This window comes from Oenococcus alcoholitolerans (genome assembly GCF_051852995.1).
GTDB lineage: Bacteria > Bacillota > Bacilli > Lactobacillales > Lactobacillaceae > Oenococcus > Oenococcus alcoholitolerans.
Genome location: NZ_CP176042.1, coordinates 384018 through 400056, shown reverse-complemented (window position 1 = coordinate 400056; position 16039 = coordinate 384018). Strand labels below are relative to the sequence as shown.

Below are 16039 nucleotides of genomic sequence, written 5' to 3'. Positions count from 1 at the left end.
CTTATTTTTCCGTCCCCGAAGTCATCTTTTTATATAATTTATTGCCGAAATACCTTGCCGATAAATTGAAGATCAAAACCATGATTATCAAAACCGCTGAGGAACCTGCTGATATCTGAGCAGCATCCGGCATCGTACCTTCCGAATTTACTTTCCATATATGAACAGCCAAAGTCTCAGCAGGACGCATTGGATTCAAGGGGCTGGTAGAAGAAAATGGATTCCAATTAAACCAATTAAGTGCAGGGGCAGATTGACCGGCTGTGAATAGCAAAGCAGCAGCTTCACCGAAAACACGTCCAGCAGCTAAAACTATTCCTGTGACGATAGACGGGACTGCAGCCGGCAAAATGACCTTTGTAACTGTCTCCCATTTTGATAATCCTAATGCAAGACCGGCTTCCCGCTGCAGATCAGGAACTGCTATCAATGAATTTTCAATCGACCTGGTCAACAAAGGCAAATTGAAGAAAGTCAGCGCGATCGATCCTGATAAAACCGAAAAGCCGAAGTGAAATTTTAAAACAAATAATAGAAAACCGAAAAGTCCAACAACTACCGACGGCAGAGAGCTTAAAACTTCTATTGCCGAACGGAACAAAGAAACGATCTCTGATTTCTTATTAGCAAATTCATTAAGGTAAATCGCAGAACCCAGTGCGATCGGAATAGAAATGACCATTGATAAGATCAATAAATAAAAAGAATTAAATAATTGATCCGAAATACCTCCGCCGCTTTCAAATGAAGATGAGTGGCTTGTCAGAAAATGAATATTTATGTTGGGGATACCAGCGCTCAAAATTGAAAAAATCAAAGCAACTAATATCAAAACGACCAGCGCTGAAATGAAATATATCACACCAATAGCAAACTTATTAGATCTTCTTTGATTCATTAGCGGTCTCCCTGATTAATACTTGTTTTTCTACCGATGAATTTAATGATCATATTGAAAAACAGCGACATGACGAGCAGCAGCATCGCCAAGGTCCAAAGTGCATCATTTTGTACAGAACCGTCAGTCGTATTACCAATACCTTGAGTCAAGACAGAAGTAAGGGTCGAAGCGGAGCTTAACAATCCATTAGGCATAATTGCAGCATTACCAACGACCATCTGAACAGCTAAGGCTTCACCGAAGGCTCTAGCCATTCCAAAAACAACGGCAGTCAGAATTCCCGGCATTGCTGCCCTCAAAATAACTTTATAGATCATTTGCCAGCGGGTTGCACCGATAGCCAAAGCCGATTCACGGTAATGATCGGGAACATTATTTAAAGCATCAACTGTTAATGAAGTAATAGTTGGCAAGATCATCACGAAAAGTACGATCGTTCCAGCCAGTATTCCAAAACCAGAACCGCCGAAAATGTTCCTTAAAAATGGAACGACGATCGTCAAGCCGATATATCCATAAACAACAGAAGGTATACCGACTAAAAGCTCAACGACTGGCTGCATGATTTTTTTACCCCAGCTTGGCTGCAATTCAACCATGAATAAAGATGTGGCAATAGCAAAGGGTGTTGCTACCAGCGCACTTAACAAAGTAACTAGAAAAGATCCTAAAATCATCGGCATTGCGCCGAATTGCAAATTTCCCTGCGAATCGGGAGTATTAGGGTCCCATACGGTCCCGAAGATAAATCTGAAAGGATTGATACGGTCAAGAGTGAAGGTCATCAGTCCTCGGCTTAAAACAAAGAATAAGATCGAAATAACGACGATTCCTACGAGTGCCAAAGCTGAAAAACTGATCAAACGTCCCATTCGATCTTTTTTAGTAGATACCGATTGCTTTAAAAGCGATTCTTTGATTGGATCAACATTGCCCTTCTTAACTGCCATTATCTTTTAGAAACCTCCCCTTTGGCATTCTTCTCGACCTGCATACCATGTAAAGGTATATACCCTAGATCTTTGACGATTCCATTTTGGATTCTGTTAGATTGGAAAAAACGAATAAATTTAGCAGTTTCACCGGCTGCCTTTCCATGAGTATACATATGCTCATATCCCCAAATCGGCCAACGGCCGGTCTGCACGTTTTTTTCATCGGCTGCAATGTTATTTATTTTAAGCGCTTTTAAATTATTTCCCGAAATATAACCAAAGCTTAAGTAAGAAACCGATCCCGGAGTTGCCGAAACGATTTTTTGAACAGTACCGTTTGAATCTTGTTCTTGAGCATGGACAGAAGTCGACCCCTTTAAAACACTGTTTTCAAAAACTGATCGAGTTCCTGAACCTGATGCTCTGTTAATAACGGTTATAGGCAAATCAGGTCCCCCTATTTGGCGCCAATTATTAACTTGACCAGTGAAAATTCTGCGAAGATCCTGCGAAGAAATATTATTGATATTAACGTCTTTGTTGACTACCGGTGCAATACCGACGATCGCTACCCGATGATCAGAAATTTTCTTTGCATCGATCCCGCTCTTTTCTTCTGCAAAAACATCCGAGGTACCTATCTGAACCGATCCAGATTGTACTTGCGTCAATCCGGCCCCAGAACCGCCGCCTTGTACGGTGACCGACACTCCTTTATTTTCACGAGTATAAATATCAGCAGCTCTTTCAGCTAAAGGTTGAAGTGCAGTTGAGCCGACGATCAAAATGCTGCTGGTATTCGGGTGTGTTTCACCAACGACGTTGCTGGTAAACGACCTATTAGTTGAACCGATCGCCAAAGCGATGATAACTATTACTAAAATTGAGATTTTTGTCAGTATTCTTTTCATAATAAATGATATGTAGCCGGGCAAAGCCCGGAAATAAAATAATTAGATTCGATCATTATCTCTTTGTAACAGCACCATTGGCATCTTTGTCTACTTTCATACTAGACAAAGGTATATAGCCAAGCTGTCTGATCAGCGAACGAACACTTTTCTTGTGAAAATACTGGATATACTTAGAAACAGCACCGCGTGCCTTTCCTTTAGTGTACATGTGTTCATATCCCCAGATCGGCCACTTGTTATTAGAAACATTCTTGGCCGTAGGAGCAACTTTGCTCAAGCGGAGAGCACGTAAATTATTTTGACCCTTGATATAGCCAAAAGCCAAATATGAAATCGATCCAGGGGTAGTTGAAACGATTTTTTGGACAGTACCGTTTGAATCTTGTTCTTGAGCATTAACAGCTGAAGCACCATTTAAAATAGCAGATTCAAACACAGCCCTGGTTCCAGAACCAGAAGCACGATTTATTATAACGATTTTTTCATTTCTGCCGCCTACTTGATTCCAATTGGTGTATTTTCCAGTGAAAATACCCCTTAATTGTTTTCTCGTTAGGTTTCTTACAGAAACATCAGAATTAACGACCGGTGCGATACCAACTACCGCAACACGGTGATCCGAAAGAGATTTTGCATCGATCCCGCTTTTTTCCTCAGCAAAAACATCTGAGTTACCAATCTGCACTGAGCCGGCCTGAACCTGTGTCAGACCTGCACCAGAGCCACCTCCTTGTATAGTAACTTGAACTGAAGGATACGCACTATTAAAACGCTGACCAACCTGCTCTGCGAGCGGTTGAAGTGCAGTTGAACCAACAGCTAAGACTTTTCCAGTCATACTCGACTTAGAAGCTGCGGAAGCGCTTGTACCAAGATTAGTGCTCGTCAATGACGCACCACTAATAGCCGCTACCGCAAGTAAACCAACTAACCATTTCCTCATAATTAGGGAACTCCTTAAATTGTCTTGCTTAAATATTTAATTTTGTGCGCGGGACAAATGCCTCGCAATTAAAAGATAACATATTTAAGTTAAAAAAACTTTTAAATTTCAAAAGAAAAAATCCAGAATGTCATCACTGATCACTCTGGATTTTTCTGGGCTAATTGCCATTGCAGATATGAATTTATGAATGGGTCTAAATCACCATCCATTACACCGTCAGTATCGCCCGTTTCGTAACCGGTTCTGAGATCTTTGACCATTCTATACGGCTGAAAAACATAAGATCTGATTTGTGAACCCCAAGCAACATCAAGTTTAGTACCGGCTAATTTTGCATGCTCTTCTTCTCGTTTTTGCTCCTCGATCTCATAAAGTTTCGATTTCAGCATTTTCATCGCAATATCACGGTTGCCATATTGAGTTCGTTCGATCTGAGAGGAAACAACGATGCCAGTTGGTATATGAGTCAAACGAACAGCAGTAGAAACTTTGTTGACGTTTTGTCCGCCAGCTCCGCCAGACCTGAAAACGTCCATTTTAACATCCTGCGGTTTGATTTCTATCTCGATTTCATCATCATCCAGCTCAGGCATCACATCTATGGAAACAAAAGAAGTATGGCGCCGGCCTGCAGAATCAAACGGGCTTATTCTAACAAAGCGATGGACTCCCTTTTCACTGCGCAAAAAACCGTAGGCATTGTGACCGGTTATCCGCAAAGTAGCTGAATCGATGCCTGCGACGTCAGCTGCTTGATAATCCATGACCTCAACTTTAAAATCATGGGACTGGGCCCAGCGAGTATACATCCGATATAGATTGCCCGCCCAATCAGAAGATTCAGTACCGCCTTCGCCGGGATGGATCTCTAAAATAGCATTATTTGCATCATATTTGCCATTAAGAAGCTGCTGCAAATTATATTGTTGAAGTTCTTTTTGAGTCTTTTCGATGTTTTCGTCTAATTCCCGGTGCATGTCGGGATCATCGTCGTCGTTTAAAAGCTCATAAAGAGTTTGCAGGTCTTGAACTTTTTTATCAAGATCAACAAAAGAATCGCGACGTGATTTGATCACATTAGTAGTATCGATCAATTTTTGAGCCGCTTCATTGTCATTCCAGAAATCCGGCTGACTCATTTTATCTTCATTTTCCGCTATCTGAGCATCCAGGGCGTCTAAATCCAAAGTTTTTTTGAATCCTTCTATTTGAGAGGCCATATCATTGATTAAATTTTTTGCTTGTGATAATTCCATTTCAACTCCAGTATATTATATATAAAGAAAGTCATATTCCTTCAATTTTTTTCATCAGACGTTCAGAATATGATCGGATCTGAAAAAAATATATAAAAAAATCAAATATTGCTTGCTTATGTTAAAACAAAGTTACATTTTTGCAAAAATCAGTGCTAACCTACAAAATATTTCAGGATCCGTAAATAAAGAGTAAATAAAATAATCTCATTAAAAAAGTAAAGAAATATCGACAAGGTAATCTAGAAGCATGTTAAAAATAAATGCAAAACTCAACACGATTCTTTTGACTTCTGCAGCAGCTTTCGCACTTACTGCAGTAAGTGCCAGCGCTGATACTACTTATAATATCCAGTCGGGCGATACACTTTCAAAAATCGCGAATAAGTTTCAAGTTAACATTAATGATCTTGCAAAAACAAACAACATTTCTAATATTAACTTAATTTATGCCGGAGAAACATTGACCATCTCATCTGATTCTGCTCAAGCAGCACCGCAATACCAAGCACCTGCTCAAGCAGCACCACAAATCCAATATCAAGCTCCAGTACAACCTGCTTATACAGCAACGACCTACACAGGCAGTTACAGTGCTCCAGTAAACTATTCAAATAATGGCAACGCTAATGCTTTGAGGCGCCGCCAAATAGAATCAGGAAATAATTATCAGACTTTCACTGGTAATGGATATCTCGGTGCATATCAATTCGCCTCTTCAACTTGGGCAGCCGGTGTTGCCGCTGTTGGCGGATCTGTTAGTGACTTTAGCAGTGCCCATCAAGACCAAGTTGCTAATTGGTACGCTAACAGCCGTTACGGTGGATGGCAAAATGTTCCAACCAACGGTGGATGGTAATTAAATAATTCTTAAAAAGGAAAAATAAAAACGGACTCGGAGGTCCGTTTTTTTATTAGTCTTTTTAAAAATCAGCAGCTAATTGTTCAGCTTGCAATTTAACTTTTTTCAAAACTGCATCTTTGATCGAAGGATCATGATCTATTCCCTCGATAAATAGTCTTTGATAATCAGTAACGCCCATGACCTGTAAAACACTTTGAAGGTATTTATCGCCAAAATCCAATCCCTCAGGTGCCCCAGTTCCGTCAAAACTGTGGTAAGTGCCGCCATTAGCTTGGATATGCAAAGCTTTTTTATCCCTTAATAAGCCTTCTGCAACACCCTCTTTTGTATAGTGAAAGGTATAAGGAACTTGCATCACGATATCTATATAACTTTTTAATTCAGCAGGCAAAAACAAATTGTACATAGGGTTCGCAAACACATATTTATCCGCGTCAACAAACTCTTTGACCCATACAAAACGTTCTTTTGCAAAATGGTCTTCTTCTTCAGTTAGATTTTGATGATGCAAACGTTTATTATAAATCGACAAACTTATTTTATTGAATGGGAAAGGCATTTCTTCTGAAACATTTCTTTCGATGACCTTGTCTTCGGGATGAAGCTGTTTATATTTATCCAAAAAAGTATTCAAGATCGTGATACTTTTGGATTGTTCGATATCCACATCCTGGTGTGCTTTTATAACAAGAATAGTTGCCATTTATTAACTCCTAAATATAATCAAAAAAATCAGTCAATATGGTAAAGCTCTGCATAAAATATCAAAAAAATCATGTATATTTTGCCGATAAAGCGCTTTACATATAAATTTTAACGTCTTAAAAGCTTAAAAAACACATTTTGTTAAAAAAATCTCAAATTTATTATTTTTTGTTGACTTGGAGCCAACTCAAAGCTGTAAAATTTACTTGTTTTAAGTAATCAAGGAGGTTGAAATGTCTGTAAAAGATAAAGTAGTTATCATAACCGGCGCTTCTTCTGGAATTGGCCAGGCAACAGCGTTTTTGTTGGCAAAAAACGGAGCTAAATTAGTTTTAGGCGCACGACGCGAAGAAAAACTAAAAGATATTTGCAAAAAAATAAACGATGGCGGCGGTCAAGCAGTTTATAAAGTTACTGACGTGGTCAATTATGATGACGTTAAGGCTTTAAGCGACTTGGCTCTATCCGAATATGGTAAAATCGATGTTCTTTATAACAATGCCGGTATCATGCCTGTATCTCCTTTAGTCGAAGGACGGCGCGATGAATGGAAACAAGAAATAGATATAAATATCAATGGTGTTTTAAATGGTATTGCCGCCGTACTGCCATATATGCAAGAACATAAATCGGGGCATATCATTGCAACAGATTCAGTTGCCGGCTATAATATTTGGCCGAATTATGCCGTTTATAACGGTACCAAGTTTGCCGTAAGGGCAATAATGGAAGGGTTAAGACAAGAACAATATAAAAATAATATAAAATCGACGATCGTTTCACCCGGATCAACAGTGACTAATTTGCTGAGTTCAACCGGTCAAAGTCCAGTTGCACAACAAATGCGCAAGGCGATCGCAGCTTCTGACCAAAGCAACGATTGGGCGCTGCGTCCTGAAGATATAGCTCAGGCGGTTTTATTTGTAATTGACACTCCAAACAGGATGAGTGTTAACGATATGATCGTCCGTCCTACCAATCAATCAGTTTAAGCAAATTTGTTTATTGATCTTTTTAGTGGTATAGTTCGATCAATTTAATTTATTACTTATATTCTCACTAGTTAGAAAGAAGGGAACGAAAACGAATTTTAAAAAAAGCAAAAAAATATTTTTGGCCAGTTTTTTATCGGCTCTCCTGCTGGCTTCAAGCTCTCTTCCAATCGCCGCGACTGCTGCTAAGAAAAATCCGACCCTTTATTTTTCGGTCGGTTCGGCAATAACGACTATCGATCCGGCGATGATAAACGATTCTTATTCAGACCAAGTCGCGATCAATGTCCAAGAAGGACTTTTGAGCCGGAATAAAAATGGACAAATTTCTGCCGGTCTCGCACAAAAATGGAACCACAGCAAAGACGGCAAAAGATGGACTTTTACTTTGCGTAAAGGGCTGCACTGGTCTAATGGCGATCGTTTAAGAGCTTCGGATTTCGTCTTTGCTTGGCGCAGATTATTAAATCCAGCTACTCATAGCCAAGCTGCTTACAAATTTTCCGGAATCGTAAATGCTGATAATATTTCTTCAGGCAAAGCGGACCCGTCAAAACTAGGTGTGCTTGCTAAAAATGATCGAACTTTGATCGTAACATTAGATCATCCCCTTCCGCAATTTGAAATGGAACTAGCGGCACCAACCTTTTACGCTGTTGATCCAGCAGTCGTACAGCGTTTTGGCCGCCATTTTGGCAATTCCTCAGATCATCAGGTCTATAGCGGACCATTCAGGCTGACTGGCTGGAACGGAACGAATAACCACTATCGCTTAGTAAAAAATCGCTATTATTGGGATAAAAAGCACGTTGCCAGCAGCCGCATAGACGAAAGTGTCGTCAGCGATCCAGTTGCGGTCGTAGGTTTGTACCGAAGAAATCGCTTGGATCTAGCTCCATTGACGACCCAACAATCAGTTTCAGCCAATCGTAATCGCAAGGACTTCCACAATTACCCAGCTGGCGGTGTTTTCTACTTAGAATTTAACCAAACTGGCAGAGTTAAGGGTTTGACAAACAGAAACATTCGTTTAGCCTTGAATTACGCTATTGATCGAAAAGCGATCGCTGATCAATTATCAAGCGGAATGGATAAACCGGCTACCGGTTTGGTTCCGGAAGGATCTGGCGGGCTGACCAGCCAAGGAAAAGATTTTGCAAAGACTGCTGCTCAAAGAACAGCGAAATATTATAAATACGATCTGAGTCAAGCGCGCAAACTCTTCCGACGCGGCATGAAACAGGAAAAATTAAACTCTCTGACCTTAAATGTTGAAGCTACGGCGGAAAATCCGGTTTCTAAACCTGAAGTAGACTATCTGCAGCAAAGCTGGCAGAGATTGGGCAGGGTTCATATAAGAGAGCACTTTGTACCCTTCCAGCAAAGACTTCAAGACCAGAGGAATCAAAATTTCGATGTCATGGTCGGCGGCTGGACTTCCGATTACGCCGAACCGACTGGTTATCTAACTTTGTTCACCACAAATGGCAGTAACAACGATGGCCGGTGGTCATCAAGCAAATATGATGCTGCCTTTAATCGAGCAATGGATCAAAATGCACTGAATCATAGCGCTCGTACAAAGGATGAAATAAATGCTGAAGTTGCCTTAGCAAAAGATGCAGGTGCTTTGCCGATTTATTGGAGCTACTCGCCTAGTCTTGTGAATCCAAAGCTAAAGGGGCTACAGCACTTTGACCCAGGCAACTATTTATATTTCAAATATGCTCACAAATAAAACTTAACCGTAGATCCGTAGTCATTTAAATGATTACGGATTTTTTAGTCAAAAAAAAGAGGCCTCAGTGCCTCAAACGAAAAATGGATGGAGAGAGATTCGAACTATAAACGCTCTATCCCTTGTCCTGCAAGGCTTTAGAAATTCAAGGCTTTGCGGTATTACTTTTAATATTACTTTCGTTAACGAAATTAGCAAAAATCTTCGCTGTTTCTGTTTTCTGCTTATTGGTTACTTCGGCGTATATCTGCAAAGTGGTATGAACATCATTATGGCCAAGCTGATATTGTAATTGCTTGATATCCATACCTGACTGGACAGCCAAAGTAGCATACGTATGGCGAAAGCCATGGATAATAATGGCAGGCAGATCAGCCGCCTTAGCAATCGCCCTCGCCCACGCTCTGGGACGGCTTAAACTAATAAATGAATTGACCTCGCTGTTAAAAACGTAGCTGCATGGGGATGCCGAGTAGCCAAGAGCTTTATACAGCTCATGCTGCCTGAGCTTCCATTCAGCCAAAGCTGAAACAGTTTCATCATCAAGCGTCATCAAGCGGTTGCTGGCTTTGGTTTTAGGCTCATCAGAAATAACTTCTCCGCTGACCACCGTCACAATCGTTTTACTGATTGATAAGGTCTTACTAGCTAAGTCCACATCTTTCCAGTTCAAGGCCAGCGCCTCGCCTTTTCTCATCCCCGTGAAAGCTAAGAGTCTGAAAAACAAGTATCGGCTATAATAGTCTTTGGAATATAGCTGATAAGCACTGTTTAGAAATCGTCTGAGTTGTTCGACATCATAGAACTTCACAGAGGCACTAGATGGTGCTTTTTTAGCTCTCGGCTTGTCCACGTTAGCAAAGGGGTTATCTTTAACATAACCGTACTGCACAGCCTTTTTATAGACCTGATTCACGATATCTAAAAAGTCCGTATAACCAACTAGCTTAGCTGCTAGGCCATTAACAAACTTTTGAGCTTTGATCGGCGTGAGTTCATCTAGATACATCCCCTTAAAATAGGGCTGAATGTGCAGCTTATAGCGCTCTTCAATCTTTTTGTAAGTGGATGGCTTCACATCTTTAGCTTTCATGGCCAACCATTCTTTAGCTAGTTCATTGAACTTGATTCGTTTAACTTGCTGGCTTTCTAGTTGCCCATGCGCTTCGGCTATCTTATACGCCCGATAGGCGTTTACAGCTTCTTTGTTGCTGATATAACCGCTTTTCATGGTTGGATTGTAGTCAATACGTGAGACAGATTTTAAGAGAGATCAAGAACCGCGTTTAGCTTCCACAGCTCAAATAAATCATTAATTTCGATTAATAACTTATTTGAACCATGGAAAGCATTAAATCAGGCGGCCATTTGGTTGCAAGTGTTGCGATTTCAACCTGCAAGGGGGTCTGGTAGCCCAGTGAACTATGAATTCTTTTCCTATTATAAAAGGAATGGACATATTCAAAAAGGACTGCAGCGGCAGTTTCATAGTTCTTAAAGAACGGCACTGGGTAAACGCATTTCTTTTTGAGTGAAGCATGAAAAGATTCCATTGGGGCGTTGTCATACGGGCAACCCTTACGGCTGTCCGAGTGGCGGATATGTAGTTCATTTAAGCGTTTGTTATATTCATCGCTGGTGTACTGCGTACCCAGCTCACTGTGAATGATGAGCTCTTCAGTAATTGTCCGATTTTTAACCGCGCTTTCAAGTGTCTTTATGATCAGCTTGGTAGCCATTTTTTTTGAGAATGAATACCCGATAATTCGTCTTGAGTGCAGATCCATGATGGTTGATAAGTAACACCAACCATCACGCTTCGTTTGAATATAAGTAATATCAGTTGTCCATTTCTGATTTAAGCCAGTGGTGGAGAAATCCTGCTTAAGCAATTGGGACGCTGTTTGAATCGCTTGTTTGGAGGAAGAGGTGACCTTCCACTTCTTGATGGCAATCGAGTGAATATCCATCTCCTTTATGAGCCGAGAGACTCGAAGAGGACTGCAGCGGCGCTGCAGTGGTTGAAGTTCCAGATTCAATTCATAGTGAATCTTCATGACGCCATATCTTTGTTTGAATTCAACGAAGATGCAAAAGATCCGCTGTTTCAGATCTTTGTCTTCCAGACTTCTTTTTGAGGGCTTGTGGACTTTATAGCGATAGTAATGCGCTCTTGAAAGCCCGAGGACTCGGCACATCTTAGTTACCTGGTAATTTTGGCTTTCTTGTTGGATATAATCAAAGATATCGGTTATCTCTGCGCAAGGAAGCTGAGGGCTTTTTTTAAGATTTCGTTCTTCTCGGATAAAGCAGTTAAGCGTTTCTCCATTGCTTTAATCTCATCAGGAATCTTACCTGACTTGTTTTGAGTTTGGGCTTGGACCCACTTATGAACAGTGGAATAGCCAATGCCATATTCTCTGGCAAGTTGAGCAGCGGATTCACCTTGTTTATAGAGATTGATAATATTCTGTTCGAATTCTTTGTCATAATGAGTTGGCATGTAAAAATTCCTTTCTTTTAAGAGACGATTTATTCATTATACCCTCTCTTAAAAGTTGTCTCAGGAATCAGCTTACATCCAAAACAATGTGTTTATAAAACGCAACACTATAACTGGACAGTTCATGAACGTTTCTAACAAAAAATTTAAAGGCGTTCGCCACGAAAATTAATTATGTATAAGAGGACTAAAGTCCTCTTTTTTTATTTTCTTACCAGCATCATAACCTTTATTTTCAGCAGTTGCGGTATTTTTAACGCTTTGACCAAGCACAATGCTTAATTCAACTGTATGATAGATTAAGCAAGAAGTTTTAAGGGCGGTGGCTGTCTTTTCCCTTGCGAGGTGAGGCCCATGGGAACATGGAATAATCTTCAGGAAGGTTTCACAGTCAATGAGCGTCTTCCAGACACTCTCGTTGATGTTGCTGTTTGGCACGTTTTTAATCGCGCTACTCAGCTATATCGACAAGCACCACAAATGAAAAAGCCGCCCCACATAACTTTGACCGGTTATGGGGCGAACTAGTGTTGTTTTAATATCTGCCACCGTCTTTAACGGCTCTACACGGGAAGTCCTGTTCACGTGGGACTTTCTTTTTCTTTTTCATTATAGCATGACTATGAAAAATTGGGTAGCAAGGCATTTTCAGCTTATTATTTATCTTTGTATTTTTCAAAAATAGGTTCAACTAATTCTTTTTCAGCGTTTTTCGTACTTCGCCGTATTTGTATATAGTTTCCCAATATGTTTATGTCTGGCAACGAACCCACTTAATCTAATATTTATTATTATGATAGACCAATTTGCCTATTAACTTAGTCTCGGTGTTTTTTTTCTAAAGTTGCTAATAATGCATCAATCCGTTGTTTAACTCGGGTTCGTTGGGTTGTATCAGTTAACAGTACTAACGTATCACCTTCATGAATCAAGGTGTCACCATGTGGGATCACTTCTTGTTCACCACGCCGGATTCCAATGAGCAGTGCTTCTTTAGGCCATGGCATGTCTCGGACCATTTTGCCGTTTAAGGGACTGCCAAAGAAAACCGGTATTTCCAAATGATCAGGTCGATGAAGTTGCTGAACAGTTTTAGGCATTGTCATCTGCTTAAGCAATGCTTCATAGATTGGTGCACCGCCTAATAAATCAACAACAAGGTAAGCAGTTAACGATATGACTGCTAATGGCATTAAATGTGTTAAATTGCCAACCATTTCTGTTACCAGCAAGATAGCTGTGAAGGGAGCTTTTCCAATTCCAGCAAAGTAACCGGCCATGGAAAAAATGATTAGGTTCATGATATAGACATGCGATAATAATCCTAATTGATTCATTAAGACGCCATAAACCGCACCAATCACAGCACCTAAAGAAAGAATCGGCAAAAAAATACCGCCAGGTAATCCGGAACCATATGAAATCATTGAAAAGACGAATCGTATAATAAAAATTGCAATTAGTACAAACAAAGGTGGAACATACTGGCCAAATCCAACAATTAATCCATTACCACCACCGAGTAAATTTGGCGAAAAGTAACCAACTAAGATTACCAGCAGAAATGGTACGATACCTTGTATTGGGCGTGGCAAATGTGTCAGTTGATGATACCACCGAGGCATAACTAACAAGACCCGTTGATATAAGTAACCAAACAATCCCAAAACAATGCCGAGTAAAATTAAGTGCCAATAATTTGATACTGGTAAACTACGTGAATAATTTAAATGTAACACGGGAACAAGTCCGAAAACATTCAGCGAGATAAAATTTGAACCAATTGCTCCGGCTAATGCTGTTAACCAAACCAGCGGTGAAAAATTATGGTAAATCTCTTCTAAGACAAATAGAGTTCCAGCAATGGGAGCATTAAACGCCGCTGCTAATCCAGCAGCGGCGCCTGATGCAATTAGCAGTCGGCGATCAGTTCCTGATAACTTAAACCCAGCAGCGAAACCTTGACCAACTGACGCACCTAATTGAATCGACGGCCCTTCTCGTCCGAGAAATAATCCAGGTCCCAATGCCAGAATACCACCGATAAATTTTCGCCAAAGAATTGACCACCAGTGCATTTCCAATTCGCCAGCCAATTGACCTTCAACTTGTGGAATTCCGGAACCAGAGATATAAGGTTCTCTCTTGAGAAGTCGAGCCACAATTAAAGCTAAACCAAGGTTGATGCCAATCAACAATGCCCATTCCCACCAAACAAATGGCGCGATTCGTAAGTATCTATATACCAATCGACTATAGTGCAGCCCTATCTCAATACAATAGCGAAATAAGCTAACAACGGTGCCACTCATTAAACCCACAAGCAGGCCGAGTAAAACAAATCGCAAACGAGTAACGTCAAATTTTTCTTTTACAAGCTGTATCAAATAACTAATCCTCTATTATAACCAATATTATATAATTTAGTGCTTAATTAAACTAGGCAATATCTCGATGAAATCTAGTAGTTATTTTTCACAGAGAAGGGGTGTCATACCGCTAAGATGTTTTAGTAGTTTATATGACGAGCCGCATGTTTGAGTAGTAATGGTGCTAATAACGTTGTTAGGATAATGGCAGTGATAATTGCCGAATAGTAATCATCACTGATTAGTTTGGATTGGTAGCCTATTTGAGCGATAATCAAGGCCATTTCCCCACGCGAGACCATCCCCGCACCAACGAGGTAAGCTTCATTCGAACTGAATCCGGCCCATTTAGCCCCACTTCCCGCTCCTAATAGTTTTGTCAGTGTTGCCACAATCGTCAATACGATAATTAATAACAAATCGTGTTCTATGCCAGCTAGTGACATATTTAAACCAATTGAAACGAAGAATACAGGAATGAAAATCGCATAACCGATTGGTTCGATACTTTGATCAACTTCATGAGCTACATGAGTTTGTGCAATCGCAATTCCTGCAAAAAAGGCCCCAATCACTGCACTCAGTCCAATCAGATCTGCAATATATGCCATACCAAAACACAAAATCATCGCCATTATAGTAGGTCCCACTGGATTCAATAATTTGGTGCCTAGTCTAGCGAGGAGAGGGGCGATAAAACGCATCACGAAATAAATTGCGGCAAAGTAAATTAGCTGCTCTAAAAAAGTCAGAGCTAGCGGTATCTGGGTATCCATACCAGCCTTTGTACCTATTAAACTGACCATAATGCTAAGTAAAACGACAGCTAGCACATCGTCAACCACCGCGGCACCGAGGACTGTTGAACCGCTCTTACTATCAAGTAAATTTAGTTCTTTCATGACAGCAACTGAAATTGAAACCGACGTTGCGGCAAAAATAACGCTCAAAAACAAGCTTTCAAATTGTGTCAAGCCAAAAACAATACCAACTGGATAGATCAGTACCATCGGAATCAAAACTCCTAACAACGCGACAATTATGCTAGGACGCAAATATTTTTTAAGCAATGTTAGATCACTCTCAAGTCCGGCGATAAACATTAAGATGATAACCCCAATCTCTGAAAAAATATGGATGAAATCATTGGCGTGAACCCAATTCAACAACGCAGGGCCAAGAATAATTCCAACAAATAATTGACCGATCACTGCTGGGATACCAACCCTAGAGGCTAGATGGCCAAATAGACTAGTTGTAATCAAGATGATCACCAAGGTACCTAAAAATTCCAAACAAAAACCTCCTCATACCAAAAACGCAAACCCAGATACCTCTTACACACCCCTGAAAGAGAACACCTTGAGCTTACGTCAACTGATTTATTTATTCATGTTTTAATAATACTTCTTATATGCTAGCAAACTAATCAAAAATATTCAAGTAACGATAAGTTGTCACATTTAGTTACTTATTCGAAACACAGACACCGCCAACTTTAAAAGTGATTTCTGAATTTTCTTTATCTATTTTAAATATCTGGATCGTTTTCTCCAGCTATAAATCATGCTGGATACATAACCGAGCTAAAAAGACACCGTAGGTATATTATCAGGTCCAAGGAATCCAAACTAGCAGCGACCAAAACATCATTGATTTCTTGTTTGAGGCTGGTGTAATTCTTCTTTTCTATGATGAACCTTAGAAGCTGTCCAAGATCTATGATTTTTGATTTACTTCTATGTAAAAAGCGAGTTTAAGCTATGAAAAATTATCCCAGCAATATTACTCGGCAACAATTTGAATTAATTCGACCAGCTTTAGAAAATTTTCGTAAGCGAACCAAGCCTCGAAAGTTTAGACCCAAAATAATTTTTAATAAGGAATGTTAAGTAGCCATTAGGGTATACCCTAA

At 40.1% G+C, this 16039-nt stretch carries 15 protein-coding genes and 1 pseudogene; 5 read left to right on the top strand and 11 right to left on the bottom strand.

Annotation, left to right across the window (positions count from 1 at the left end):
* Position 1: 1 nt before the first annotated feature.
* The 5 genes from pstA to prfB all read right to left on the bottom strand — a co-directional run bounded on the left by pstA (position 2) and on the right by prfB (position 4952).
* Complete coding sequence (gene pstA, locus ACKP2L_RS02465; protein ID WP_439425799.1) at positions 2 to 898, bottom strand: phosphate ABC transporter permease PstA; 897 nt, start codon at positions 896 to 898, stop codon at positions 2 to 4.
* Complete coding sequence (pstC, locus tag ACKP2L_RS02460; protein ID WP_439425798.1) at positions 898 to 1851, bottom strand: phosphate ABC transporter permease subunit PstC; 954 nt, start codon at positions 1849 to 1851, stop codon at positions 898 to 900. The genes pstA and pstC overlap by 1 nt, the downstream gene beginning before the upstream one ends.
* On the bottom strand, positions 1851 to 2747 hold the full coding sequence (locus ACKP2L_RS02455) for a PstS family phosphate ABC transporter substrate-binding protein (RefSeq protein ID WP_439425797.1): 897 nt from the start codon (positions 2745 to 2747) through the stop codon (positions 1851 to 1853). The genes pstC and ACKP2L_RS02455 overlap by 1 nt, the downstream gene beginning before the upstream one ends.
* 55 nt (positions 2748 to 2802) lie before the next feature.
* Positions 2803 to 3693, bottom strand: coding sequence for a phosphate ABC transporter substrate-binding protein (locus tag ACKP2L_RS02450; protein ID WP_439425796.1), 891 nt, complete (start codon positions 3691 to 3693; stop codon positions 2803 to 2805).
* Between the two features lie 140 nt (positions 3694 to 3833).
* Complete coding sequence (prfB, locus tag ACKP2L_RS02445; protein ID WP_439425795.1) at positions 3834 to 4952, bottom strand: peptide chain release factor 2; 1119 nt, start codon at positions 4950 to 4952, stop codon at positions 3834 to 3836.
* Between the two features lie 250 nt (positions 4953 to 5202).
* Here prfB and ACKP2L_RS02440 point away from each other — a divergent pair, with 250 nt between their 5' ends.
* On the top strand, positions 5203 to 5811 hold the full coding sequence (locus tag ACKP2L_RS02440; RefSeq protein ID WP_439425794.1) for a LysM peptidoglycan-binding domain-containing protein: 609 nt from the start codon (positions 5203 to 5205) through the stop codon (positions 5809 to 5811).
* Positions 5812 to 5875: 64 nt separating this feature from the next.
* Here ACKP2L_RS02440 and ACKP2L_RS02435 read toward each other — a convergent pair whose 3' ends face one another.
* Complete coding sequence (locus ACKP2L_RS02435; RefSeq protein ID WP_439425793.1) at positions 5876 to 6520, bottom strand: FMN-dependent NADH-azoreductase; 645 nt, start codon at positions 6518 to 6520, stop codon at positions 5876 to 5878.
* 235 nt (positions 6521 to 6755) lie between these two features.
* Here ACKP2L_RS02435 and ACKP2L_RS02430 point away from each other — a divergent pair, with 235 nt between their 5' ends.
* Positions 6756 to 7514 carry an SDR family oxidoreductase gene (locus ACKP2L_RS02430; protein ID WP_439425792.1) on the top strand — a complete coding sequence of 253 codons (759 nt, stop codon included), beginning with the start codon at positions 6756 to 6758 and terminating at the stop codon, positions 7512 to 7514.
* Positions 7515 to 7635: 121 nt separating this feature from the next.
* Positions 7636 to 9252 carry a peptide ABC transporter substrate-binding protein gene (locus ACKP2L_RS02425; protein ID WP_439425791.1) on the top strand — a complete coding sequence of 539 codons (1617 nt, stop codon included), beginning with the start codon at positions 7636 to 7638 and terminating at the stop codon, positions 9250 to 9252.
* 145 nt (positions 9253 to 9397) lie between these two features.
* Here ACKP2L_RS02425 and ACKP2L_RS02420 read toward each other — a convergent pair whose 3' ends face one another.
* The 3 genes from ACKP2L_RS02420 to ACKP2L_RS02410 form a co-directional block, all read right to left on the bottom strand.
* Positions 9398 to 10483, bottom strand: coding sequence for a tyrosine-type recombinase/integrase (locus ACKP2L_RS02420; RefSeq protein ID WP_439425790.1), 1086 nt, complete (start codon positions 10481 to 10483; stop codon positions 9398 to 9400).
* Positions 10484 to 10574: 91 nt separating this feature from the next.
* The gene (locus ACKP2L_RS02415; RefSeq protein WP_439424649.1) at positions 10575 to 11498 is read right to left on the bottom strand and encodes an IS3 family transposase; all 924 of its coding nucleotides are present in this window, start codon (positions 11496 to 11498) and stop codon (positions 10575 to 10577) included.
* Between the two features lie 5 nt (positions 11499 to 11503).
* On the bottom strand, positions 11504 to 11755 hold the full coding sequence (locus ACKP2L_RS02410; protein ID WP_439425789.1) for a transposase: 252 nt from the start codon (positions 11753 to 11755) through the stop codon (positions 11504 to 11506).
* Positions 11756 to 12149: 394 nt separating this feature from the next.
* Between ACKP2L_RS02410 and ACKP2L_RS02405 the strand changes: the two genes are divergently transcribed.
* On the top strand, positions 12150 to 12239 hold the full coding sequence (locus ACKP2L_RS02405; RefSeq protein WP_021353390.1) for a putative holin-like toxin: 90 nt from the start codon (positions 12150 to 12152) through the stop codon (positions 12237 to 12239).
* 334 nt (positions 12240 to 12573) lie between these two features.
* Here ACKP2L_RS02405 and ACKP2L_RS02400 read toward each other — a convergent pair whose 3' ends face one another.
* The gene (locus tag ACKP2L_RS02400) at positions 12574 to 14142 is read right to left on the bottom strand and encodes a ClC family H(+)/Cl(-) exchange transporter (protein WP_003561289.1); all 1569 of its coding nucleotides are present in this window, start codon (positions 14140 to 14142) and stop codon (positions 12574 to 12576) included.
* A gap of 122 nt (positions 14143 to 14264) precedes the next feature.
* The gene (locus ACKP2L_RS02395; protein WP_439425788.1) at positions 14265 to 15419 is read right to left on the bottom strand and encodes a cation:proton antiporter; all 1155 of its coding nucleotides are present in this window, start codon (positions 15417 to 15419) and stop codon (positions 14265 to 14267) included.
* A gap of 468 nt (positions 15420 to 15887) precedes the next feature.
* On the opposite strand from ACKP2L_RS02395, the pseudogene ACKP2L_RS02390 reads away from it, so the two are divergent.
* A pseudogene (locus tag ACKP2L_RS02390) lies at positions 15888 to 15983 on the top strand (IS5/IS1182 family transposase); the annotation flags it as partial.
* Between the last annotated feature and the right edge of the window lie 56 nt (positions 15984 to 16039).